Below are 24,520 nucleotides of genomic sequence, written 5' to 3'. Positions count from 1 at the left end.
ATTACAGAAAAACACTTACACCATATAACAAAGAAATATTTTAAAGAGGCAGTTATGATTTATTGATCATAACCGCCTCCTTTATAAACAATACTAAGATTAACTATTCTTCTTAGCTTTTTACGACATGCTGAAGCATTTTACGCAGTAAGCGCAACGTTTCATCTGAGAACTTCTCCATAGAGGAAGCTGTCGCTGTTTTCTTACCGAAAATGAGCTGGAACAGGTTAATTTGTTCGTCTGTTGGCTCCTCTTCATTAAGAAATAAATGAAGTATAGAAATCTGTTTTCGTTCGACTTCCAATACTGCTTCAGCAGTATCCATAATACCATTTTGGGCATAGCCAAAAGCTGAGGGTTCTCCGTCTGAGAAGACTAATAGAAATTTATGTATTTCTGGTCTAGTTTCTAAACGTTTGCCTATCCAACGGATTGCAAAACCATCACGGTTATCCTCATGCGCTTCCATGGACAAAATATTTTGACCACTATCCTTTTGTCCATCTTCTAATCGATGAATCCATTCAAATGTATTAGGCTGGCTAGTTTCAGTTGCCTCATAGGCATCCTCATAATGAAGTACAATTTCATGAGCAATGTTTAATTCTCTTAGTACATCGTGGAATAATAAAACAGCCTTTTGGGTCTCCGGCATTTTATCCTGCATAGATGCAGACCCATCTACCAGTAAACCAAATACGGCGTTGAGTCTTGTACTTGGAGCATCTTTTTTGTAGAACGGCTTAGGTCTTTCCTCTGTCCATATAGACGTCATTCGAGTAGAAAGTCGACCTTTTGATAAATTGGTCCGCTTATCTACCTTTTTTTGTTCCATGCGTTTTTTCATTTCATGGACAAAGGCCTTAACAAAGGGAGCTTGCTCCTGCCGGATTGTCTGCAGTTCTAATTTCGTATGTGGATGGAGCATGCTTTCAATTCTCTTTTCTTCGTATATCACATTTAAATGTTCATATCCAAAGTTCTTGCCTGCCTTCTTGGTACTTCCCATTTTATCCTCTACTTGATCTGACGAAAGATTTTCCTTCGTATTCCCAGAGGATTGTCCCCTACCCGTTTCCGTAATGTCATGACCCTCTCGGCCTTCTTCAGCGTTGACATTTTGTTCAGCTTTCCCATCTGTTCCGTGTTCCAGCTCATACTGTAGATGGACTCCGCTTTCCTGTTCATTTTCTCTATGCCAGGATCTAAATACTTCCTCGATTGTGTCTTTCCTTTCATCCTCACCTTTTATAGAATCCTTCATGCCTTGATGATAATGAAAGTCTTTATTCATTAAAGTATTAGGAGAAAGAATCGCATAAAATTGTAAAATAGAATCAGTCGAAATATATTCCCTTAAAAAATTTACAAGCTGATACGCTAAATTAATAGAGTCATTTGTAGATCTGTGATCGTATACTCTTTGAATCATGCTGTTAGTTTGAACAAACGAATCAGGACCTTTTGCATTAATTGTACCTTCATATAAACTAATATAAAGGTAACTAATATAAGCATCTGCTAAAAACCCTTTTTGAAGATTAACAATTAACTGTTGCTTATGAAAGGCAAGGTATGTTTCCACTCTTGCAATAAAGATTTTCCTTGTACCAATACGTCTTTTTTGTATATTTTCCATAAGGCGAAATTCCTCAAGACAAAACACTAGTTGATCCATTAATTTAGACAGAGTGTCATCTCTATCTTTTAAGTAGTCTAGCCAAGCGCCTATGCTGAAGTATTTCCAGAACCCTTCGGTTAAGAGATAGATGTCTGAAAGTCTCCCTTTATGCATCACCTCTTCACTTCGATGTCTCCAAAACACACTAATAGATATTGTTTGCTCCTCCGGCTGGAATTCTATTAGCTTTCGTTCATTAATAGTAATTCCCAGGTCTTTGGTCATTGCACGAGCAATTGTCTCGTAATGCATCAGTTGTCTAGCATCAATCGTTTCGTTGTTAAATTGTATAAAGCGATTTACTGAAGACATTATACCGCCTCACTTAACCCAAGAGGAAGCAAGCTCTAAAACGAGTCTCTTCTCTTGCTCATCATCTAGCTTTTCAGCAATTGCATATTCAATTGCTCTTAAAGGATCCATATATTGTGCTAAATCCATTGCATATTGGAGACTCCGAATAGATGCAGCATCCTCTGCTAAAAGACCTTGCTGCACTTGTGCCATTAAATCCTCTGCTAGGTTAAGCATTAGAGTATGAAGATCTTTAGGAGCATTTGGGAATAAATTATTAAACAGTTTCTCAAGTAATTCTCCGGTAATATAGGGAATAGAAAAAGAAACAAAACGATTTTTTAATGCTTCATTCATAGGAGTAGTTCCAATATATCCTTCATTTATTGCTGCGATAACAGAAAAATCAGGATGTGCCTTAATAACCTCACCCGTATATGGATTAGTCAACATACGACGGTAATCTAATACACTATGTAAAATTGGCAAGGTTTCAGGCTTAGCCATGTTTATTTCATCTATATAAAGAATATGTCCCTTTTTCATCGCCTCAACTACAGGACCATCTACAAATTCAATCACATTAGTCCCTTCCTTAATGACAATCGTTTTAAAACCAAGCAATGCCTCCGCATCTAGGTCTACAGAACAGTTGATACTTTGTATTGGCTGTGAAAAAAAATGGGACACTGTTTCAGCTAGCTTAGTCTTTCCTGCTCCCGTTGGCCCCTTTAATAAAACAGGTTTTTTTAAGGAAATCGCTATCAGCACATCTTCATATAAATGGTCGATAGGCGAAACATATCCTCCCGTGCCAATCAGATCTATATCTTTCTCACTGTGTAATCGGCTAGTTCTTAGCTCTTTTTCATTTTTTATTAACTCAATCACGCTATTGTCCTCCTTAACAAAAAAAACTGATGAAGGCTCATCAGTTTTTTATTGAAAATATTCCTTGTAGTATCCGCCGACCTTACCGGTATTATCAATGACGAATAAAAATTCTTCTGTTTCATTTTTTACTTCGTATGTCTTTCCAACTGTCAATACATTGCTAACTAAGAATTTTTTAGCGTCTGTATGAATACATGTTACTGTCTTAGTAGTTGGCTTTAAAGCCCAATTAGTATGTACCATTTCAACCACTTCCTTTACCTATAGTATACGATTGAATTCATGAAAATTCAATCATGTTACTGCTGTATTTAGGTGTCACTTGCTCTGGTTTAGGTGACAGTTCTACTGCCTTTAGGTTCGCTTACTAATGATTTAGGTGTCAATGGTCAACGTATAGGTGCACTTTTACTCTTTAGGTGACATTCGCTCCCTTTTACGTGCGCTTTCCACGGGTTTAGGTGACTCTTCCACGCTTTTAGGTGCGCACCTCCTCTTTAGGTAACACTCCTTGGAAAACGCATACCGTATAGAACACACATGTAAGAAGTAGACAAAAAAAACACCGAAAAATCTACATAACGTAGAATTTTCGGTGCTTTGAATATTTAAGGCCGGGTATATGCCAGCCTTAAAAATATTAAGAATTTAACATTAAGTCTTCTGGGCTTTCAAGAAGTTCTTTTACTGTTTTTAAGAATCCAACAGAATCTTTTCCATCGATAACACGGTGGTCATAAGAAAGAGCCACGTACATCATTGGACGGATTTCAACTTCATTTCCAACAGCGATTGGACGTTTTTGGATTGTGTGCATTCCAAGAATACCAACTTGTGTACCATTTAAAATTGGTGTTGATAATAGTGAACCGAATACTCCACCGTTTGTGATAGTGAAAGAACCACCAGCCATGTCTGAAAGAGCTAACTTGTTATCGCGAGCTTTTTTAGCAAGACCAGCAATATCTCCTTCGATTTCTGCAAAGTTTTTACGGTCTGCATCACGTACGATTGGCACTACAAGTCCGCCTTCTGTAGATACAGCGATACCAATATCATAGAAATTATTTTTTACAATATAATCTCCATCAATTTGAGAATTTACGTAAGGATATTTTTTCAATGCTGCAACGACAGCTTTAGTAAAGAATGACATGAATCCTAAACGCACATCATTATCATCAAAGAATTTGTCTTTTTTACGAGAACGTAAAGCCATTACATTCGTCATATCAATTTCATTAAATGTTGTTAACATTGCTGTGCTTTGTCTAACTTCTAACAGACGAGAAGCGATAGTTTGACGACGACGTGACATTTTCTCGCGAGTTGTACGTCCATCATCTTCTTTTACTGGAGCTGCAGATTTTGAAGCTTCAGCTTTAGGTGCAGCAGGTTTAGAACCGTGAGCAGATACATCTTGAACTCGAACGCGTCCCATAGGATCTACTGGAGAAATCTCGCTTAAATTAATACCTTTTTCACGAGCTAACTTACGAGCAGCTGGGCTAGCAATTGTGCGGTCTTGTTCTTTAGAAGCGTCTTCATTAGCTTTAGCTACCTCTTCAGCTTTATTGCCACTTACTGCAGGTGCTTTTTCTTCTTTCGGTTCTTCCTTAGTTTCAGCTTTAGCTGCTGGTGCGCCTGAACCTGCACCTACGATAGCAATTACTTCGCCTACTTGTACCGTATCGCCTTCAGCAAATAGTAATTCGCTAACAACTCCAGCTTCTTCTGAAATTACCTCTACATTTACTTTATCTGTTTCTAACTCAACGATAAACTCGCCTTTTTCCACTGTATCACCTGGTTGTTTTAACCATTGTGCAATGGTACCTTCTGTAATTGATTCTGCTAATTCGGGAACTATAATTTCTGCCACTTGATTTTCCTCCTCTATTGCTTTTCTTACATGCTTTTCAATGCTTCTTCAATAATTCTTGCTTGCTCTACTTTATAAGTGTCGATATCACCTTCAGCAGGACTTGAGCGATGTACTCGCCCTACGTACTTAATATCTTTTCCTTTTGCAATATCCAGTAAATATGGAAGTGCAAAATTCCATGAGCCCATATTTTCTGTTTCTTCTTGAGCCCAAACAATTTGTTTAAGATTTGGATAACGATCTACAATCGTTTGAATTTTCTCTTCTGGGAATGGGTAAAGTTGCTCTACGCGAACGATATGCATGAAGTCATATCCTTCTCCATCCTTCACTTTGTCTGCTAAGTCAATTGCTAGTTTACCACTTGCAAAGACTACTTTTTCGACCTTGTCAGGTTGTTGGCCTAAGCCAGGCTGTTCAATAATAGTCTCAAACTTACCTTCAGTCAAATCTGCTACCTCTGCACCGACTAAAGGATGTCGAAGTAATGATTTAGGAGAAACGATTATTAATGGTCGAATTGCGTCTTCTTTTAGCATTTTAGCTTGTCTTCTAAGGATATGGAAATAGTTTGCTGCACTTGATAGATTCGCAACTGTCCAGTTATTTTCTGCAGCAAGCTGTAAATAACGCTCTAGACGTGCACTTGAGTGCTCTGAGCCTTGACCTTCTGAACCATGCGGTAATAGCATCACAAGTCCAGATTTCAATCCCCATTTAGATCGAGCTGAACTGATAAAATTGTCAAACATAACTTGCGCCATATTTGCGAAGTCCCCGTATTGGGCTTCCCAAATAGTTAATGAATTAGCATTCTCCAAGTTATAACCAAACTCATAGCCCAACACTGCTGTTTCTGTTAATGGACTGTTGTGAACGGTAAAGGAAGCTTTTGCATCACTAATATAGTGAATTGGTGTAAGTTCTGCACCTGTATTTTCATCATGTAACACTAAGTGTCTATGTGAGAATGTACCACGTTGTGCATCTTGACCAGTTAAGCGAACAGAGTTCCCTTCCTGAATAATCGTTGCTAGGGCAAGTGTTTCTGCATGACCCCAGTCGATTTTACCTTTCCCTTTAAATGGCTCTTCTCTACGTTTTAAAATTTTCTCTAATTTTTTGAACGCTTTGAAATCAGATGGCCAGCTTAATAATTCTTCATTGATTTTCTTCAGTCTGCCTTCCTCAACTCCAGTAGGTAGCTCAGGCATTCCCTCTAATACAGCATCAGGAATAATAATCTCATGTGCAGTAGTCTGTGGAAGCTCTTTCACGCGATCGTATGCTTCTTGCATTCCACTGAAGATAGTTTCATCCAGCTTTTTCACTTCGGCTTCTTGGATAACGTTTTCATTTACTAACTTTTGTCCGTAAATATTACGTACAGTCGGGTGTTTATGAATAATATGATACATTTGTGGATTAGTCACAAGTGGCTCATCCATTTCATTGTGGCCATATCTACGATAACCAAGTAAGTCAATAACAATGTCCTTACCAAATTTGTTACGGTATTCGTGAGCAAGTTTTGCTACGCCGATAACAGCCTCTGGATCATCTGCATTTACATGAATAACAGGAACTTCATATCCTTTAGCTGGGTCAGAAGAATAGAAAGTAGAACGTGAATCGTAATGCTCCGTTGTAAATCCGATCATATTATTTGCGATGATATGGATCGAACCTCCAGTTTGGAAGCCTCTTACTCTACTATAGTTTAACACTTCTGTGACGATACCTTGACCAGGGAAAGCCGCATCTCCATGAACTAAAATTGCATAAGCAGCATTTTTATCTTGAACTGGCAAACCTGCTTGATCCGTTGTTTCTTGAGCAGCACGAGTTTGCCCTGTTACTACAGGACTTACTACTTCTAAGTGAGAAGGGTTATATGCTAATTTAATCGTTAATCCAGATGGAGAATGGTAAGCAGCACCTTTATGGTATTTCACATCACCATACCATCCCTCAGAAAGCTCTAAAGAGCCGTCTTTTGGTTGAAAAGCTTCAGAAGGTACGTGTGCAAACTCTGCGAACATCATCTCATAAGGCTTGTTTAAAACGTGTGTTAATACATTTAAACGTCCACGGTGGGCCATACCAATGTTTACTTGTTTTGTTTTAGTGATATTAGATTGTCTAACAAGCTCGTCTATCAAAACCACTAATGAATCTAAACCTTCAATAGAGAAGCGTTTTGCTCCCACAAACGTACGGTGAATAAATTTCTCAAAACCTTCAATTTGAGTTAAACGTTTCAATAATTCCTTTTTTGTATCAGCAGATAAGTTTTCTAATACAACACCTTTTTCAATCTTGCCCTGTAACCACTTGCGCTCTTCTACATTCACAATATGAGAAATCTCAAAAGCTATTTTATTCGTATAAACAGATTTTAAGTACTCAATTGCCTCTAAACCGTTGGTAACTGTGTTTGGTGCATCAGCTAATAAAAAAGCTACAGGAACTTCTTTTAAATCAGCAGGAGTTATACCGTAAGTCTTAAAATTGATTCGAGAATCATTTTTCTCTCTGTCATTTAAAGGATAGATATCTGCAGATAAGTGCCCGTGAGCTCGTATAGCATCAGCCAACTCGATTGCACGAATCACTTTATCGAAGTTGTTGGATTCCACAGTTGGTAAAGCAGCTCCTGTACCATTTGTAGTTGTATCCAGAACTGGTGCCCCATACTCTTCAAATAAGCTAACTAGTTCTTGATCCACTTCTTCTGGTGATTGAAGGTATAAATCATACTGCTCCATCACATAACCAAGATTGGGTCCTGAGAAAATGGACCAAGGTGTTTGATTGTTCGACATTTAAAAAAACCTCCAACATATTGTGCCACAATAGGCATTAATGATTTGCATAAAAATAAGTGCAAAAGCCTGAAAATGAAAGATGTACATTTTTATTCTTTAAATCTTCACATTAATAGTTTACCACTCTTTTCATGAGACTTAAAGAATTCAAGAATTCAAGTATAAGAACAATTTTTCCATATCCATCTTACTACTCTCACTAAAAAATACAATCCTTTTTGGTAAATTAAATTAATCTTTTCTAAATTTTTTTATACATTTGAAATGAATGATTATTCACTTGTAAATTTAGGGAAATATATGGAAAATTTTGTTCCGTTTTGATTACTTTCTACGTTAATACTACCTTTATATGCAACAACTAGTCGTTGCACAATGCTAAGGCCCAATCCTGAGCCTCCTTTATTCTTTGAACGTGCCTCGTCTGCTGTATAGAAACGATCGAAGATTTTAGAAAGGGATTCTTTTTTAATACCAATCCCATTATCTGAAACAGTAATTACTACTTTGGAAGTGTCTTCCCAAGCTTCTATAATTATTTTCGGATCGTTTTCATTATATTTTATTGCATTTTCCATAAGGTTTCTAAGAATTTGCTCCAATGTCGTTGAGGGGATATTAACTGATATATTTTCATTTCCACGGTAAACAATTGATGAAGTTGGAGATAGCACGTCCAGTTGTTGTTCCAATTCCTTGACTACACTTAATAGACGGGTATTTGTATTCTCAAATGTTTGTTCATTTTTTGCAAGCTTTAACATTTCTTCTATTAAAACTTTCATTTTTTGAACTTCTGCTAAGGAAATGTCCAGGGATTCGTCCAGAACATCTCGTTGTTCCTTGCCCCATCTATTCAGCAGAGCCAGATGTCCTTCCACAACTTGAATAGGTGTTCGAAGTTCATGAGATACATTATGAATAAACTCGTCTTGTCTGGTGATTGTTTCATTTACCTCGTCCATTAATTCCTTATAGATTTTCATCAGCTCACCGATTTCATCTTTTGACAAACGTTCAAAATTAACTTCCTTAGAAAACCTTGTCCGTTTTGCCTCCTGCATTTCATCACGTAATTCCTTAATTGGACGTAACATGAATGCAGACAACGAATACCCTATAAATGCAGATAGTAATAGCGCTATGAGAGAAAATAACGTTATAGCCAACAATATATAGCGCATTAGTTCTTCAAAATTAGAAAGGCTGTGGGAAATTTCTATATATCCCTTAAATAATCCGAAGTCAATTTCAGCAGATTTATGAAAAATAGTCTGTCCTTCTACTTTGTCTTTTTCAAATTCATTTATTGAAGTGGGTTCGAATGCTGAAAATGGACTCGCATCATTAATGCGGAGAAGCTCGATTCCATCTGCATTTAAAACCCTTATAGACTGCTCTTGGTTAACAAGCTGGTTAATAAGTGTGCGATTTCTTTGAATGTCTTGAACGCTAATCACAGGACCCTGTGACTCAAAGAAGCTTACAACTTCGTTTAATGTGTTATGGGCCACTCTCTTTTCAGACATAAGCATCCAGTTGTATAGCGAAAAATATAAAATGGCACTCATCATTAAAAAACTTAAAAAAATAGACAGAGCAGAAGCATATGTCCATTTTTTTTGTAAAGTCCAGTTTTTCATGAACGAATCACGTATCCCACTCCTCTAACTGTTTCTATTAAAGCTGCAATTTCCTTCGGCAATTTCTTTCTAAGATGCCTAATATAAACATCCACTACATTTGTCTCTACTTCTGATTCATAACCCCATACAATTTCTAAAATCTGATCCCGAGTTAATACGATGTTAAGGTTTTGCATAAAACATACAAGAAGGTCATACTCTGTTTTCGTTAAAATAATCTCCTGCCCAAAATACGTAACCCTATATGCTTTTTGATTGACCTGTAAGCCACGTATCGATAAAACAGATTCCTGATTTAATGTGGTATGCCCCACCCTTCTTAATACAGCACGAATTCTAGCCAAAAGCTCTTCTATAGCGAATGGCTTGACCACATAGTCATCTGCTCCAGCCTCTAATCCTGAAACACGATCTATAACTGCATCTCTCGCAGTTATTAAAATAATAGGAATATCTTTAACTTTTCTAAACCTGCGACATATTTCTAAACCGTTTAAATTAGGTAGCATAACATCTACTAATAACAAATCGTAATGGTTTTCTAAAGCTAATTCATATCCCTCTCTTCCATCAAAAGATACGGTTACCTCAAAATTTTCATGTTTCAGCTCAAGTTCCACAAACTTCGCTATATTAATTTCATCTTCTATTAATAAAATATGATGTTTCACTTTCACACTTCCTTTAAAAATACCGTTCACTTTATATGAACGGCAGTAAAATTATATGAATTGTTTCTTCTCATCGATTTCAAATTCTGAAAAGAGAATTTAGGTCATAGTTATTATAATAAAATAAAGTGTATCGCGTGCTAAGCGGAGAAGCTTTTTGAGAGTGAACGATAGGTCTACCCTCTATTAACTTTTATACTATTTGTATAGAAAATCATCAGTTGAAAAGCATTCGTTTAAAAAGATAAAGTACAATTACATGAATTAAAACTTCCTGTAGATAATCCAAACAAATCAATAGAAAAATATAGGAAGATTTGATATATTCATTTATAATAGCTGTACTAGTAAATCATTTTCTATGTATCTTTTGTTTATGTAAATTAATCATATGTATTAATTGTGAAACATACAAGTATTAACAATATTTTTTTTTAAAATGTATAATTTAAACTCTATGCAAAATGAAAAACTTAAAGTATATTATTCTATGCAAATAATTTTATAAGGCAAAGTATTTCTTTGCCGAGGGAAGGCAAATGGTGCGCCACCGGTTCTTGAGCTGGTTCTAGTAGGTTCGATTCCTACCCCGAAATTTTTTATGCAATTCAAATGAAAAATTTCAGGGGAACTAGAATGACTCTGCTCATTTTCAGTTCTGGAGGAGGCGTTTTTTTGTGTTGAAAAAAAGAGACTTACATGAGTGTACCGCTCTATTTGAGCTTATGTCAGATCCAACTATTATGCCATTCGTTCGTCATAAAGCTAGCTCAGCAGACGAATACTGGTTTTTAACCAAACAAATGATTGAGGAAGAATTAGCTGGAACGACTATTTCTCGAACAATCATCAGTGACTATGGACAACCAATAGGAACCATAAATCTATTTGATATTGAACACGGTGCTGGATTTTTAGGAACTTGGATCGGCACACAGTTCCAAGGTCAAGGTTATAATAAGAAAGCGAAGGAACAATTTTTAGAAGAACTGTTCTTTGAGCAGAATATACAAACCGTGTTTTTACGTATTAGAAAAAATAATATTAAGAGCATCCGTGCAACTGAAAAGCTTGGCTATGCTTTAAAAGCAAATGATTCTCACCAAGTGATATACGAAGAGATTAATAAGGGTAATAACCATTTCGATTTATATTATATACCTAAGGACCTCTTCCTAATGAAAACACTTCAGCAAAATGCGGAAGAAGAACAAGCTATGTAACAGAAGAAACTCCCGTCAACTTTATGACGGGAGTTTCATTAGTTTTTATATGTTAGTAGTAGTTCCGTAAATTGCTCAGGTGTTTTGGAAGAACTCGCCAGACACTGTGCATCAATTATTTTTTCTTTGTTTAATGCTAAAGCTGAAAGAGAATTCATAAATGTCTCAGCGGTGAGCCCCTCTTCTTCAAGTACAATAGCATAGCCTAATTTTTCAAAGAAGTTTGCATTTAATACCTGGTCTCCCCTGCTTGCGTTCTTAGACAATGGTATTAATAACATAGGTTTTTTTAACTCTAAAAATTCAAATATGGAGTTAGAGCCAGCTCTGCTTATTACATAGTTTGTGATTTTCAACAAATGAGGTAATTCATCCGTTACGTATTCAAAGGCTTTATAATTTGGTTTATCTATCAATGAAGGGTCTAGGTTTCCTTTACCACAAAGATGAATAATCTGAAATCGCTTGGTTAAAGTGTCTATATTATCTTTAATCGCAGCATTAATACTTTTGGAGCCCTGGCTCCCACCCATAACTATAATTGTTTCTTTAAAAGGACTAAAGCCTGTCAGCTCTCTTGCAATTTTTTCATCTCCTTGAAACAGATCAGGGCGAATGATTGCTCCAATAGCGGAAGACTTATCCCTTGGAATATACTTTAATGTCTCTTCAAAAACCGTAAATATATGCTCTGCAAATGGTGTTGCTATTTTGTTTGCTAAACCAGGTGTGATGTCGGACTCATGTATTACGACTGGAATATTAGAGAGCTTTGCCGCCACTACAACTGGCACAGAAACAAATCCTCCTTTAGAAAATACAAGCGAAGGCTTTATTTTTCTTAAGGTTCTCATAGCTTGCATTGTTCCGTAGAGGACTTTAAATGGATCCGAGAAATTTTTGATAGAGAAGTACCTTCTTAACTTACCATTAGAAATAGTGTGATATGGTAAAGTGGGAAAGCTTTTTTCAATAATTGATTTTTCAATTCCATCAGCAGAACCAATATAATGGACTTCATATCCGTTTCTTAATAATTCTGGGATAATGGCTTCATTTAAAGATACATGACCAGCTGTTCCCCCGCCTGTCAGTACTATTTTGTTATTGTTCATGATAATCTCCTAACTATTTATCTAAAGGATGTATGCCCATATGGTAGAAACAAAAAACTTACAAGAAAAAACCAAGATAATGATTCAAATGGTACTACCAATTTTAATCACTCAGGTCGCACTCTATTTAATGACTTTCTTTGATATCTTGATGACAAGTAAATACAATATCAATCATCTAGCAGGCGTTTCTATAGGTTCTTCATTATGGGTGCCAGTATATACCGGGTTGACTGGTATTCTACTAGGCATTACGCCAATTGTAGCACAATTAATCGGTGCAAAAAAGCAAGAAGATGTGAGAACCTTTGTTCAACAAGGTTTATATATTGCTATTCTATTAGCTATTTTAGTTTTTATAGGAATTATTTTGTTTCTGGACCCTATCCTTCAAGCAATTCCTCTTGAAACTAGTGTACGCATAATAGCGGAAAAATATTTATGGATGATGTGCATCGGACTACTTCCTTTATTCCTATACAGTGTCCTACGATCGTTTATAGATGCATTAGGCAAGACCCGCATCTCCATGTTCATCACGTTACTGTCTGCACCAATTAATATCGCACTAAATTATGTGCTGATTTACGGTAAATTTGGATTGCCAGCTTTAGGTGGTGTTGGGGCTGGATTAGCCTCAGCAATAACTTATTGGCTCATTTTAATTATTACTATTTTCATCATAAAATACAATAAACCGTTTGCTGATCTACAAATATTCCAAGAATGGACGAAACCGTCGTTGGCCAAGTTAAAAACATTAACAGTGATCGGTTTACCAATAGGACTATCTATTTTTGCAGAGACTACTATTTTTTCTGCAGTCACGATTATGATGAGTGTATTTTCCACAGCAGTAATTTCAGCTCACCAAATAGCTATGAATTTTACTTCGTTGTTATATATGATTCCCTTAAGTATTGCAATGGGAGCTACTATTTTAGTAGGTCAAGAAGTAGGGGCTAAACGCTATCAGGATGCAAAATCCTACAGTTGGCTAGGAGTCGGGACAGCTGTGTCCTTTAGCTTTGTGTCAGCTACTATTTTACTTGTTTGGCGAGAACCTATAGCAGCCATTTACACAAACGATGTAGAGGTCATTAACTTAACCGTTCAATTTTTCTTTTTTGCTGCCCTCTTCCAATTATCTGATGCCATTCAAGCACCAGTTCAAGGAGCATTAAGGGGCTATAAGGATGTTACAATTACGTTTATCATGGCGATTATATCTTATTGGATAATAGGTTTACCTATTGGCTATATACTAGGTACTTACACAGCATACGGCCCATTTGGCTACTGGATAGGCTTAATTGCCGGCTTAACGGTCGGTGCACTTACCCTGGGAACACGTTTAGTATACTTACAGCGCAAGTTTGCTAAGCTTTATTAAATGATATTTGACAATAATCATAAACTTTATGGATAGCTAAACAGTTATATTTTAGATATTGATGTAATCCAAATCTAACTACAAGAAAAAGTGAAATCCATTTTTCCGATTTCACTTTTTTCTTCAATATTAAAAACTATGTCAATCTGGTAATTTCTCGTTAGTGCCCATGGAAAGCAATTACCGGAACGGTTATCAACTATAGATAAAATGAAAGCCTCGAAATATTTTACCAGGGTAAAATATTTCGAGGCTTTTGTTTTGAGAAGAGCTGTCTTAGCCTCTTTTAATTATTTGCTAATAAATTGTTGTGTCCAGTAATAACCACTATCAGATAATCCTACTCCAATATGTGTATAGCTACCGTTCATGATATTCGCTCTGTGACCAGCTGAATTCATCCAGCCTTGTACCACTTCTTGAGCTGATCGTTGTCCCATTGCAATATTTTCTGCAGCTGACTTGTAGCTAATCCCTAAAGATTTCATTTGATCAAAAGGTGAGCCATATGTAGGACTTGTATGTGAAAAATAATTATTATCCTTCATGTCCTGAGATTTAAGCTGTGCTGACTTAGTCAATGCAGAGTCGATTTGTAGAGGTGCTAAGCCTTCCTTTGCACGCTCGGCATTAGTTAGATCTACCACCTGTTGGATAACAGAAGATACTTGAGCTTGATTGGAATTACTGTTTGTTTCCGTTTTTTTAGTAGCTTGCTGAGTAGTTGGAGAAGTTGTAGCTACCTCTTTTTTTGGTTGAGCCGCTGGCACTGTTGATTCTTTTTTTACTGGAGCCTTCGCAGTTGTAGCTTCTTTTTTAGCAGCATTTGGTTTAGTTACTTCTACTTTTGCTGCAGTTTGTGTTTTTTCAACGACTGGTTTTTCTTTTATTTGATTGTTGGGTTTAGTAACCTCTTTTGTTTCTTTTTGTACCTTTTGGGTATTTTGTGCCACGTCATTTTTCTTTGCAGCCTCTGTTTTAATAGTATTTGCTAGGTTAGCAACGATTAACTCTTTATTTATATTAAACTTTTGAAGCATTTTGTTTATTTCTGTCTCACTTAAAGACAATTTTTGAGAGTTAATCTTTAGAGACTTCCATTCGATGGATGTTTTTGCCTCAGAAGTAGTTTTTGAATTACCAGCTGTTTCTGCTGATGCTGTTGCTGTTGTAGCAGTAAGTAATAATCCTCCTGCTAGCATACCTGCTAAAATCTTTTTGTTCATTTTCATTTCCTCCTTCTTTTGTGCTCTCTCATTTTATACACAAAATCAAAAGAAAAAATTATATAATATCTTCCATCTCGTCCATTCGAGTATTAAAAGATGGACGGGAGAAAGGATTCCGTTCCTTTGGTATGGTAGGATAAACCAATACATAAAAATATTAGTTTTCTAAAGCTCTTGACAATTTCATATATTCTTCGTGAATTACCAAAAGTATATCTTCTTGCTGTGAAATAGATAGTTTGCTATTTTTAACTCGTTCTGTGATCATTTCACGTTTTTTTTCAATGCTCTGCCTTACCCTCGGGTGAGTATATTCGTCTAGGAGCTCCGATTTAATGACATTACGTACTTCTTCTTCGGTAATATCATTCGTGGTGCGATTTTTATATAGCAATTTAAAAGCATCAATCATTAACCGAATCCCCTATAATCTCAAGCTTATTTATTTGCTCTCCGATAATTACAAGTTGGGGCTCCATTTTCATGTATTCAGGGAGCCATTGGATCATTCCATAAGCATATTGAAATAAATAAGGATATTTGTGTCCCTTAAGTGGAACATAACCCTTCATCCGATAGACGGAGTCAGGAAGACCTCTAACCCAATCCTCGAAGGCTTCTTGATCTATTGGTCCGTTAAAGGTATGAAGCCTTGAAGACAAGGAAAGTTGCTTGCCTATTGCCGCTTCTTTAACTTCTTTTTCATGAAAGGTAGCTTCCAAGTTAGCAAGTGCTTTTATAGAAATTTTACTGTTTGAGGCTTGAATGATCGGTGCATCCCCATTAATACCTTGGAGTTCCATAGAGGCAGTCGCAATCTCGTCATCAGTTAGTAAATCTACTTTATTGGCAACAATTAAATGTGCATGTTTGATTTGCTCAAGGAAGAGCATCCGTGTTCTGGGTGACAGCTTGTCGCGTTCTAACCATCTTTTGCAGTCGGCAACAGTAATAATACCTTTTATATTTAACTGATTTGCAAATATCGGTGAGAATACTGCATCTAATGCTTCAACAGGGTGTGCAGCTCCAGTAGTCTCTATTAATAACACATCAAAATCTTCCCCAGCCAACAACATTTGAAGCTGTGCTTCCATCTTCTCAGATCCTGTACAGCATATGCATCCTTCTAGCATTTCTTTAAGAGGGATGTCTTCCTCTACTGCTCTACTATCAAAAGCCAATTTACCTAACTCATTCATAATTACTGCTGGTTTAATACCTTCATTTTTGAATTGTGAGATTAAATTGGTTAACAAGGATGTTTTCCCGCTTCCTAAAAATCCACTCAATAAATATACATCTTTCAACATCCACACCTCTTCCTATGTATTTCCTAAAGAAATTCATCGTCAACTCGGCAACGTCAAAACTTCTTCTCTTGAATAAAGAGCTGACCATTGCAGGTCAGCTCTTTTAAGAAATAGATTATGCTATTACTTATTTTTTAATTAAATCCTTTGCTATCTCTTCTGCCTTTAATAATTGAGGATCTTCGTTTAGTAATTTTTCACGAAGCTTATTCATCAATGTATTAGCAGAATCACCGGTAAGCTCACCTGTAGCATCCAGTTTGTTGTCAGCTTGGAATTTTTTCACCGCAGAAACCATAGTCTCGTCAAAGCTAGTATTAATAGTACCTGGATCGTATCCAACTGCTTTTAACATTTCCTTAGCATTTTTAATAGCATCTGATGTCATACCTGTCTTTAAAACTTCAGAAGTATTTAAAGGAGATAACATCGCATAAGAAGGATATTGTACTTCGTAATCTGGTGCAATACCTTTATCATGTATCCAGTTACCTTTCGGTGTTAACCATTTTGCTGTTGTTATTTTAATATTAGAGCCATCAGGTAAATTGTTAAGAGACTGCACAGTTCCTTTACCAAACGAATTTACACCAACAATAGGCATATTTGCTGATTCGCTTAATGCTCCTGCAAGTATCTCAGATGCAGATGCACTCCCTTCGTCGATCAACACTGTAACAGGAAGATCCACTCGGAGACCAGGTGATGCAACAATCGCCTCTTTTACAAGTTTGTTTTTATCATCTTTTGTTTCAATTTGTACAATATTTTTGCCTTCCTCAACAAAGAGGTTCGAAATGTCGACTGCCGAATCTAGCAGGCCACCTGGATTTTGTCTTACATCCAGAACTAATGACTCCATGCCTTCTTTTTTCAGATCATCGATCGCAGTAACTAACTCATCATACGTATCGTCAGAAAAGCTAGAAATCATAATATGCCCTACTTTGTCACTTAACATCTCAGGATAAACTGTTTCTATAGGGATATCATCTCGAACTATTGTCGTTTCAATTAATGCGCCTTCACCACGTTGAATCGTTAATGTAACTTCAGTGCCTTTTTTACCGCGAATTAATAAAACAGCTTCCGAAACACTGTAGCCTTTAATATCTTTCCCATCTACTTTTAAAACCTTATCATTAGGTAACAACCCAGACTTTTCGGCTGGAGAATTTTTAATAGGAGAAATAACCGTAATGATACCATCTTGCTCCTGTATTTCCGCTCCAATTCCTTGGAAGCTCGAATGAACACTGTCTTCAAACATAGATGCCTCTTCTGTATCCATGTATTCAGAATAAGGATCTTCCAGTGCATCGACCATGCCATTGATGGCACCATTAATCACTGTATCCTCATCAATATCCTTATAGTAATCTTTTTTTAATTTGTCATAAGCCATATATAACTTAGTGAATTCTTTTCGTTCACCTACATATTGTACCTGTGATTCTTGCCCTTTTATTTCACTAGCTTCATCCTCTTTTCCAAACATAAATAGAAGTGATGTAACGCCAGCCGTGATTATCATGAGACCAAAAATCATTAACCAAAGCATCAAAGGTTTAATCTTTACATATTTGGAAGATTCAGGCGATGATTGTTCCTGTTCTTCGTTTGTTCGTTGCTCTTGTTCGTCCAAAATCTTCACCCTTTTCACACAATTCGTTTTTCAAAAAATAGACTGCCAAAAATGACAGTCTGTTTTTTTTAAAATTACATCCTTATTTTAATGCTGCTTCTAATGCCACTACGATCATGTCATTAAATGTTGTTTGTCTTTCTTCTGAAGAAGTAACTTCTCCAGTAATAATGTGATCACTAACAGTCAATACGGCTAGAGCTTGTCTTCCGTATTTAGCAGCTAGTGTATATAATGCAGCAGCTTCCATTTCAACTGCAAGTACACCGTAGCTTGCCCATTTTTCATTTTGAGCATTTTCATTATAGAATAAATCAGCTGTAAATACATTACCTACGCGTAGGTTTAGTCCTGCTTCTTTACCTGCATTATATGCATTGTATAATAAATTGAAATCAGCAGTAGGAGCAAAGCTAATATCATCTAAAAGTACTTTATTCATAGAAGAGTCAGAAGATGCTGATTGAGCAAGAATAACGTCACGTACTTTTACGTCTTTTTGGATAGCTCCACAAGTTCCAACACGGATTAATTTTTGTACATCATATTCAGCCATTAATTCAGTTGTATATATAGAAATGGATGGTACTCCCATTCCTGTTCCTTGTACAGAAACTCTTTTCCCTTTATATGTACCTGTGTAACCAAACATATTACGCACTTCATTATATTGCACAACATCCTCTAAGAAAGTTTCAGCAATATATTTTGCACGAAGTGGATCTCCTGGTAGTAAAATCGTGTCAGCTATTTCACCTTTTTTTGCATTAATATGAATACTCATTAATATAACCTCATTTCTAAAACTTATCGTGTTTATGATACCTTTTTTTACTATAAAATGCAATGTAGAAGCCTAGAGGTTATTGTCTTCGTATAACTCCCATATTTCATCAAAAACTATTGCCGGCATCTCTGGATGCGCGAGCTCCTCAATATACTCGGAAAGTGGCTGAAAAGATGTTTCTGCTTTTGGAAAATCATGCTGTAAAAACATTTGTTCCGCAAATAGAGCTTTGGCATCGGTCTTTTGACCTCCCCGGAATTTTAATGCAAATAAATAAAACGATTGATTCATATTATTTTTCCTCCTTTAGTCCTGAAGTAGTATATTAATTTAAAATTTTGTAGATAATTCAGTCTAAAACAATTAAACTAAAAATTATGATGATAAAACATTAGAAAGGAATGGCTCAATTGAAATATGGATTTAAATCGAAAAAAAACAAAATACCTAGTACGCCCAAAGTACCTAAACCAAAGAAACAGCGCAAATCCCTTAGTAGTCGTTCATTTTCCCTTTTTAAAAGGAATGCAAACAAAAGCTTTCAAAATACCAATTTGTTAAATTCCATACGTGGCAGAGTACTCATCATTTTTTCCGTCCTTATTATAATTCTATTTTCCATGCTTGTCCTTACTTCGGCCAACATGCAATCATCTCAGAAGGAACTAGAAAACTTTATAAACGTGGACATAAAAGAGCAGTTAATGGTCAATCAAATATCTGCGGATATTGCTAAACTTTCAAATGCAGAACAAAGCTATATCATCACAGGTAAATCAAATTATATGTCAAGTTATAGAAGTTATAAAGATGCAATCGTTACTCGCTTTAAAGAATTGCAGACTATTTTTAAAAATCGTCCTGATGAGCTCAAAAAAGTAACGGCGATTAACGAGCATTTTAATACATACCTTCAATATTCTGAACGTGCATTAAGCCTAAGAGACCAAAAAGGATTTGAGGCTGCTCAAAAGCTTGTAAATGCAGGAAGTGGACGCGCAGCCATGAGCCATGTAGATGTCCAAATCGAAGCGATGAACGAAGTGTTAGCTAAAAAGAACGCTAAGCAAATTGCACTCTTAAAGAGCGAAAATCAAAACGCTTTGAACATATTTATAGGCTTAACGATTTTCTCTGTATTATTAACATTAGTATTTGGAATTGTACTATTTAATTCTATTAAAAGAAGCACTTACTCTATTAACCGTTCGATTTTAGAAATCGCTCAAGCTGGCGGTGATTTAACGAGAAGAGTAAAAGTAAGAACGAAAGACGAATTTGCTGAAATTGCTTCCAATACAAATGTTTTAATCGCTTCTATTGCTGATTTAGTTAGACGTGTAAGCCATTTAACCGAAAATGTATCAGCTAGCGGTCAGGAATTGATGGCCTCTTCTGACGACACTGCTATTACAATTCAGTCAATAGCGGATTCTACAAATGAGATAGCATCTGGTAGTGAGCAGACTATGAAAAGCATGACCTTAGCTATTCAAAAAATGAATTCACTAGAAGAAGCAACAAGATATTTGAATGAGGATGCACAAGCTGTAAAAGTAGCGACTGATCACATGACTGCCGCTGCCAAACAAGGAGCATTGTCTGTTCAACATTCTTCAAATGTTATGTTAAATATTGAAGAAACGATGGCTAATACCTCTCAGACTGTTCAATCTTTAGGAACTAAATCGTATGAGATAACTTCTATTATTAAAACCATCACTGCAATTGCAGAGCAAACTAACCTACTGGCTCTAAATGCGGCAATTGAGGCTGCACGTGCCGGAGAACATGGAAGAGGTTTTGCAGTAGTAGCAGATGAAGTAAGGAAGCTTGCAGAGCAATCTCAAAAAGCAGCAAAAGAGGTAACAGGAATTGTAACCTCCATTCAAACGGAGGTAACCTCTATTGTTAAACAAAATCACGAAGGGGTCGAAAATGTTATAAAAGGCGTTGAAGTAGCGAATGAAACAAGCACTTCCCTTGAACAAATTATGAAACAAACAGACGAAACGATTAGTATTATTAATAAAATGGTCAATCAGATAGAAAAAACACTGGAATTTAGCCAGGAAGTAGCTGCTTCCTTTATAGAAGTGACTCATATTGCAGAAAACACTGCGTCAAATACTGAAAACTCTGCTGCCGCCGCTGAACAAGGTAGTGCTGCCATGCAAGAAATCAATGCTTCCGCTGTAGAATTATCACACCAAGCGGACGAGCTTAGAAAAGTAGTAAACGAGTTCAAGTTATAATTTGTAAGTAATATAACCGTTTTAGCTAGTACTGAGAATCATAGTGCTAGCTTTTCTTATGTAAAAAGCCATAAATCACTTTGTGAGGCTCTACACTTTATTTAAGGACCACCCCTACAAGGTATGGGTCCATTAGCCCAATACTTATGTGTATCTCCGCAAGGTTCCCCCCCTTTCTTATTACACTCTCTACCCTTAACAATTACATAAAAAGCATTGATATGGCTGTCGTGAACATTTCCAGGTGTGACAATGTTTGCAAGTACAAAACCCTTCTTGTCTGTTGCAGCGTGAAAAGAATAGGCGAACTGCTTTGTCCGTTCATCTTTTACGAATTAACCACTTTCAGGATCTGTTGTCGATTCCTTAATCTCCTTGTATTCTTCCTTTTCAAACTTTTCATGCGGGAATGGTTTCTTCCCATGCTTTTCCCGGTCGAGGTTGAGCTCCTCCTGGAGCCTCTTTTCATAAGCCTGCGTCTCAAAGACATGATCCGGGATTTAGGAGCCCACGATCTGCGACATCCTTTAATACTCTGTAGAAAATCTGCTCTAATAGATCTGTGTCTGCAAAACGACGGACATAGTTTTTCGCGGAAGTTGAGAAATGGGGAACCTCGGTATGGAAACCAAAGCCTAGAAACCATCGGTATGCCATGTTGGTTTCAATCTCTTTAATGGTTTGGCGCATGGACCGTATACCAAAGGTATATTGGATAAAAGTCATCTTGATAAGTACCACTGGGTCGATACTAGGTCTCCCTGTGTAGAATAAAGATTTTCAACCAATGGATAGATAAATGAAAAATCAATTGCCGCATCTAACTTACGAAAAAGATGGTCTTGTGGTACCAACTGTTCAATAGTCAAGATTTCTAATTGTTCGCGTCATTGGTTTGATTTTTCGTCATCAAATCCATCACCTCATTCATTTTATAGGAGACCCGTTGATTGGAGCGAAGAACGGCGACTCCAGCGGGAACAGCGCGAGCTGAAGACCCTGGACTGAGCGCAGTGAGGGAGTTTCAAGGAGGGAAAACTAAGGACGTCACATCGTGTGACAACGTTTTCCTGACCAACATCCTGTTGGCCTAAGCCGTGCCCGCGGAAAGCGTCCGTTCGTAGTGGAAATCAACTCTTCCTCGCTTAACTTCTATTTTAAAAGAAAAAAGACTGTAGACAAACTCCAAAATTTTTGGAGTTTGTCTACAGTCTGAAGCATGGATATGAAATCCATGCTTTTTTACATTAGAATAGTTTTAAGTATTCTCCATAGCCTTCTTCCTCTAGCTTGTCCTTGGGAACAAAACGCATAGCAGCTGAATTAATACAGTAGCGTAAGCCTGTTTCTTCTTTTGGACCATCAGGGAATACGTGACCAAGATGTGAGTTTGCTGTTTTACTTCTCACTTCTACTCTTCTCATACCATGAGAATCATCAAAATGCTCAGTTACCTCGTGGCTCTCGATTGGTCTAGTAAAGCTTGGCCAGCCACAACCAGCATCATATTTGTCCTTTGAATGGAATAATGGTTTGCCTGAAACAACATCTACATAAATTCCTTCATCAAAATGCTTATCATATTCTCCTTGAAAGGGTGGTTCTGTTCCATTTTGCTGAGTCACGTAATACTGCATTTCAGTTAATTTATCCTTCATTTTGTAACCTCCTATTGTTTTCAACGAAGTTTGCTCTACCAGAACCAACAAAGTATCTATTATAATGACTTGGATTCTTTTTATAATAGTCTTGATGGTATTCTTCTGCCTCATAAAACTCAGATGCAGGCAAAATTTTGGTAGCTATTTTTTTCGGATATCGACCAGAGGCATTTAAAGCAGCCTTTGATTGTTCTGCTTTTTCTCGTTGCTCTTCATTATGATAAAAAATAGCTGTTTGATAGGAAGATCCCTTGTCGAAAAATTGCCCTTCTTCATCTGTTGGATCGATGTTTAGCCAAAATATATCCAGTAGTTGATCGTAAGAAAATTTTTCCGGATCATACGTAATTTGAACTGCCTCAAAGTGTCCGGTAGCATTTGAACACACTTGTTCATAAGTAGGGTTAGGTAAATTACCACCCGTATAACCGGAAACAACTTTTTTAATGCCGTCATAAGAATCAAACGGTTTTACCATACACCAAAAACAGCCACCTGCAAATGTTGCTTTTTCCATTTTATATCCCTCATTTCGATGGAACTATAATTTCTAAAACAATTTTGTCTTCTTGAAGATTCAATTCCTTCGCTCGAACATTCACACCAGACGCCATAGGAATACTAGCCAACTGAATTAAAACTTCTTCTTCATCAGGCTTCACTACCATCCAGCGAGGGAGGTCTATTGAATCTCGTAATAACTTTAACACAGTATCGGGTGGTAATTGAAGCTGTCCGACTTCAACCGACGATTGCTCCAAACGAATATTCCCATTCTCTTCGACAAAAGGTTCGAAATACATCTTTACAGGAAGAGTTAATGAGAAAATGGTTAACTCAGAGCTTAAAATAATTTGCTCCTCTACACTCAATTGAAGGGGAATAGGCTTATCATCCATCGCTGTAGCTATAAAAGTATTTGCTATTCCCTGAAAATCTTCCTTAGAGACATTTACAGTTAATACATGTCCGGAAGGGTCAGGTGTAGTAATACTTTCAACGTCAACATTTTCCGTTGGAGATGTAATCCAGTACAAAAGGGTTCCTATACTCCCTGCAATGATTAATAATAATAAAAAAAAGGCAATCATCCACTTATTCATCTAAACCAGCTCCTCAAAAGAACAATTCCCTACTTTGCTCATCTATCAAACCACAATTTTCTAAAGAATTTACTACGTTATCTACTATCAGCTCATACCCCTTGCTGTTCGGATGAAAAAAGTCGGTATGATAGACTAAGTTTGCATTAGAATCAAACAAAGTATCAATAGGTGCATAACAAGCATTTGTATTACTATAGGATAGCGATTCTATAGTGTCGTTCCAATCTGTTATGATTTGATCTACTTCGCTCGTTTCATCTGTAACTATGGTAATAGGGTTATAAATTCCAATCATTATTATTGGAGCACTACTATTAACCTCTCGAATTTGCTCTAAGATTTCATCATAATTTCGCTCAAAACGCTGTAATTCCTTTTGAAATGCCTCAATCTGAAGGTTGAAGAGATCTTTTCTAAATACCTTCATGACATCATTTCCACCAATGGTAATAGTGATTAAGTCTGCTTTACGAAGTTGATGATCGATTTCTCCATCTTTTAACAACTTTAGAAGTTGGTCACTTCGTCTTCCTCTTTTAGCAGTATTGGTTAACACGACATCTTCTATTCCCTTGTATTCTAAGATTTGATTTTTTAATCTTCCAACGTACCCATTCTTCTTTAGTTCATCTCCTACCCCTTGAGTAAGAGAATCTCCAAGACCTACAAGTTCTAATGTTCTCGGGAAAAATTCAGGCGGAATAATATATTCTTCGAATAAGACCGTTTCCTTTATCGGAAAGCTAACTTCTTCTATTTTTTCTGGCGCACAGCTAGCTAATAAAGAAATACAAACAAGAATAATTAAAAATTTATATTTCATATCTAACCCCTTTATTTAACTCCATTTATATACAAGATGATGTAAAACTATAAATAAAAGCAGGGAAAATT

21 protein-coding genes and 1 pseudogene are annotated in these 24,520 nt (G+C 36.6%); 3 read left to right on the top strand and 19 right to left on the bottom strand.

What is annotated here, in order from left to right:
* Positions 1-112 precede the first annotated feature (112 nt).
* The 7 genes from NSQ95_RS08895 to NSQ95_RS08865 all read right to left on the bottom strand — a co-directional run bounded on the left by NSQ95_RS08895 (position 113) and on the right by NSQ95_RS08865 (position 9,899).
* Positions 113-1,993, bottom strand: a complete 1,881-nt coding sequence (locus NSQ95_RS08895) for a VWA domain-containing protein (RefSeq protein ID WP_342560712.1) — start codon at positions 1,991-1,993, stop codon at positions 113-115.
* A gap of 9 nt (positions 1,994-2,002) precedes the next feature.
* On the bottom strand, positions 2,003-2,854 hold the full coding sequence (locus NSQ95_RS08890; RefSeq protein ID WP_342560800.1) for a MoxR family ATPase: 852 nt from the start codon (positions 2,852-2,854) through the stop codon (positions 2,003-2,005).
* A gap of 60 nt (positions 2,855-2,914) precedes the next feature.
* Positions 2,915-3,112, bottom strand: coding sequence for a DUF6501 family protein (locus NSQ95_RS08885; protein WP_342560711.1), 198 nt, complete (start codon positions 3,110-3,112; stop codon positions 2,915-2,917).
* A 397-nt stretch (positions 3,113-3,509) separates the two neighbouring features.
* Positions 3,510-4,751, bottom strand: coding sequence for a 2-oxoglutarate dehydrogenase complex dihydrolipoyllysine-residue succinyltransferase (odhB, locus tag NSQ95_RS08880; RefSeq protein ID WP_169360103.1), 1,242 nt, complete (start codon positions 4,749-4,751; stop codon positions 3,510-3,512).
* Positions 4,752-4,777: 26 nt separating this feature from the next.
* Positions 4,778-7,579: a 2-oxoglutarate dehydrogenase E1 component gene (locus NSQ95_RS08875; RefSeq protein ID WP_342560710.1), complete on the bottom strand. Its 2,802-nt coding sequence runs from the start codon at positions 7,577-7,579 to the stop codon at positions 4,778-4,780.
* A gap of 275 nt (positions 7,580-7,854) precedes the next feature.
* Positions 7,855-9,225 carry a HAMP domain-containing histidine kinase gene (locus NSQ95_RS08870; RefSeq protein WP_342560709.1) on the bottom strand — a complete coding sequence of 457 codons (1,371 nt, stop codon included), beginning with the start codon at positions 9,223-9,225 and terminating at the stop codon, positions 7,855-7,857.
* Positions 9,222-9,899, bottom strand: coding sequence for a response regulator transcription factor (locus tag NSQ95_RS08865; protein WP_298467817.1), 678 nt, complete (start codon positions 9,897-9,899; stop codon positions 9,222-9,224). Before NSQ95_RS08865 ends, NSQ95_RS08870 begins: the two co-directional genes overlap by 4 nt.
* 677 nt (positions 9,900-10,576) lie before the next feature.
* On the opposite strand from NSQ95_RS08865, the gene NSQ95_RS08860 reads away from it, so the two are divergent.
* The gene (locus NSQ95_RS08860) at positions 10,577-11,122 is read left to right on the top strand and encodes a GNAT family N-acetyltransferase (RefSeq protein ID WP_169360107.1); all 546 of its coding nucleotides are present in this window, start codon (positions 10,577-10,579) and stop codon (positions 11,120-11,122) included.
* A 38-nt stretch (positions 11,123-11,160) separates the two neighbouring features.
* On the opposite strand, the gene NSQ95_RS08855 is transcribed toward NSQ95_RS08860, so the two are convergent.
* Complete coding sequence (locus NSQ95_RS08855) at positions 11,161-12,237, bottom strand: undecaprenyldiphospho-muramoylpentapeptide beta-N-acetylglucosaminyltransferase (RefSeq protein ID WP_251553193.1); 1,077 nt, start codon at positions 12,235-12,237, stop codon at positions 11,161-11,163.
* 40 nt (positions 12,238-12,277) lie between these two features.
* Here NSQ95_RS08855 and NSQ95_RS08850 point away from each other — a divergent pair, with 40 nt between their 5' ends.
* Positions 12,278-13,630: an MATE family efflux transporter gene (locus tag NSQ95_RS08850; protein ID WP_169360109.1), complete on the top strand. Its 1,353-nt coding sequence runs from the start codon at positions 12,278-12,280 to the stop codon at positions 13,628-13,630.
* A 290-nt stretch (positions 13,631-13,920) separates the two neighbouring features.
* On the opposite strand, the gene NSQ95_RS08845 is transcribed toward NSQ95_RS08850, so the two are convergent.
* The 6 genes from NSQ95_RS08845 to NSQ95_RS08820 form a co-directional block, all read right to left on the bottom strand.
* A complete protein-coding gene (locus NSQ95_RS08845; RefSeq protein ID WP_298467808.1) occupies positions 13,921-14,856 on the bottom strand; it encodes a CAP domain-containing protein in 936 nt (311 codons plus the stop codon).
* 160 nt (positions 14,857-15,016) lie between these two features.
* A complete protein-coding gene (locus NSQ95_RS08840) occupies positions 15,017-15,271 on the bottom strand; it encodes a hypothetical protein (RefSeq protein WP_298467806.1) in 255 nt (84 codons plus the stop codon).
* Positions 15,264-16,169 (bottom strand): GTP-binding protein, encoded by a 906-nt coding sequence (locus tag NSQ95_RS08835; RefSeq protein ID WP_298467867.1) that lies wholly within the window; start codon positions 16,167-16,169, stop codon positions 15,264-15,266. The genes NSQ95_RS08840 and NSQ95_RS08835 overlap by 8 nt, the downstream gene beginning before the upstream one ends.
* A gap of 130 nt (positions 16,170-16,299) precedes the next feature.
* A complete protein-coding gene (locus NSQ95_RS08830; protein WP_340883628.1) occupies positions 16,300-17,826 on the bottom strand; it encodes a S41 family peptidase in 1,527 nt (508 codons plus the stop codon).
* 73 nt (positions 17,827-17,899) lie between these two features.
* Positions 17,900-18,601, bottom strand: a complete 702-nt coding sequence (gene deoD / locus NSQ95_RS08825) for a purine-nucleoside phosphorylase (RefSeq protein ID WP_169360112.1) — start codon at positions 18,599-18,601, stop codon at positions 17,900-17,902.
* Between the two features lie 72 nt (positions 18,602-18,673).
* Positions 18,674-18,895 carry a YozE family protein gene (locus NSQ95_RS08820; protein WP_298467800.1) on the bottom strand — a complete coding sequence of 74 codons (222 nt, stop codon included), beginning with the start codon at positions 18,893-18,895 and terminating at the stop codon, positions 18,674-18,676.
* Positions 18,896-19,014: 119 nt separating this feature from the next.
* Here NSQ95_RS08820 and NSQ95_RS08815 point away from each other — a divergent pair, with 119 nt between their 5' ends.
* Positions 19,015-20,859 (top strand): methyl-accepting chemotaxis protein, encoded by a 1,845-nt coding sequence (locus NSQ95_RS08815; RefSeq protein ID WP_298467797.1) that lies wholly within the window; start codon positions 19,015-19,017, stop codon positions 20,857-20,859.
* Positions 20,860-21,077: 218 nt separating this feature from the next.
* Here NSQ95_RS08815 and NSQ95_RS08810 read toward each other — a convergent pair.
* From NSQ95_RS08810 to NSQ95_RS08790, 5 genes and pseudogenes are all read right to left on the bottom strand, one after another.
* Positions 21,078-21,731: pseudogene (locus tag NSQ95_RS08810) on the bottom strand (transposase); the annotation flags it as partial.
* Between the two features lie 375 nt (positions 21,732-22,106).
* Positions 22,107-22,517 carry a peptide-methionine (R)-S-oxide reductase MsrB gene (gene msrB, locus NSQ95_RS08805; protein ID WP_169360115.1) on the bottom strand — a complete coding sequence of 137 codons (411 nt, stop codon included), beginning with the start codon at positions 22,515-22,517 and terminating at the stop codon, positions 22,107-22,109.
* Positions 22,507-23,037, bottom strand: coding sequence for a peptide-methionine (S)-S-oxide reductase MsrA (gene msrA, locus NSQ95_RS08800; protein WP_342560708.1), 531 nt, complete (start codon positions 23,035-23,037; stop codon positions 22,507-22,509). The genes msrB and msrA overlap by 11 nt, the downstream gene beginning before the upstream one ends.
* A 10-nt stretch (positions 23,038-23,047) precedes the next feature.
* Complete coding sequence (locus NSQ95_RS08795; RefSeq protein WP_169360117.1) at positions 23,048-23,623, bottom strand: YpmS family protein; 576 nt, start codon at positions 23,621-23,623, stop codon at positions 23,048-23,050.
* 13 nt (positions 23,624-23,636) lie between these two features.
* Positions 23,637-24,449, bottom strand: coding sequence for a GDSL-type esterase/lipase family protein (locus NSQ95_RS08790; protein WP_298467791.1), 813 nt, complete (start codon positions 24,447-24,449; stop codon positions 23,637-23,639).
* Positions 24,450-24,520 lie beyond the last annotated feature (71 nt).

It is taken from the genome of Psychrobacillus sp. FSL W7-1457 (genome assembly GCF_038593405.1).
Classification (GTDB): domain Bacteria; phylum Bacillota; class Bacilli; order Bacillales_A; family Planococcaceae; genus Psychrobacillus.
The sequence above is the reverse complement of the archived record's forward strand: the minus strand, read 5'-3'. Positions and strand labels throughout refer to the sequence as shown.

Coding starts and splice junctions, on each gene's coding strand:
- NSQ95_RS08840 (WP_298467806.1), bottom strand. CDS start 15,271: ATGATTGATGCTTTTAAATTGCTATATAAAAATCGCACCACGAATGAT.
- msrB (WP_169360115.1), bottom strand. CDS start 22,517: ATGAAGGATAAATTAACTGAAATGCAGTATTACGTGACTCAGCAAAAT.
- NSQ95_RS08870 (WP_342560709.1), bottom strand. CDS start 9,225: ATGAAAAACTGGACTTTACAAAAAAAATGGACATATGCTTCTGCTCTG.
- NSQ95_RS08885 (WP_342560711.1), bottom strand. CDS start 3,112: ATGGTACATACTAATTGGGCTTTAAAGCCAACTACTAAGACAGTAACA.
- NSQ95_RS08795 (WP_169360117.1), bottom strand. CDS start 23,623: ATGAATAAGTGGATGATTGCCTTTTTTTTATTATTATTAATCATTGCA.
- deoD (WP_169360112.1), bottom strand. CDS start 18,601: ATGAGTATTCATATTAATGCAAAAAAAGGTGAAATAGCTGACACGATT.
- msrA (WP_342560708.1), bottom strand. CDS start 23,037: ATGGAAAAAGCAACATTTGCAGGTGGCTGTTTTTGGTGTATGGTAAAA.
- NSQ95_RS08790 (WP_298467791.1), bottom strand. CDS start 24,449: ATGAAATATAAATTTTTAATTATTCTTGTTTGTATTTCTTTATTAGCT.
- NSQ95_RS08850 (WP_169360109.1), top strand. CDS start 12,278: ATGGTAGAAACAAAAAACTTACAAGAAAAAACCAAGATAATGATTCAA.
- NSQ95_RS08845 (WP_298467808.1), bottom strand. CDS start 14,856: ATGAACAAAAAGATTTTAGCAGGTATGCTAGCAGGAGGATTATTACTT.
- NSQ95_RS08820 (WP_298467800.1), bottom strand. CDS start 18,895: ATGAATCAATCGTTTTATTTATTTGCATTAAAATTCCGGGGAGGTCAA.
- NSQ95_RS08855 (WP_251553193.1), bottom strand. CDS start 12,237: ATGAACAATAACAAAATAGTACTGACAGGCGGGGGAACAGCTGGTCAT.
- NSQ95_RS08875 (WP_342560710.1), bottom strand. CDS start 7,579: ATGTCGAACAATCAAACACCTTGGTCCATTTTCTCAGGACCCAATCTT.
- NSQ95_RS08895 (WP_342560712.1), bottom strand. CDS start 1,993: ATGTCTTCAGTAAATCGCTTTATACAATTTAACAACGAAACGATTGAT.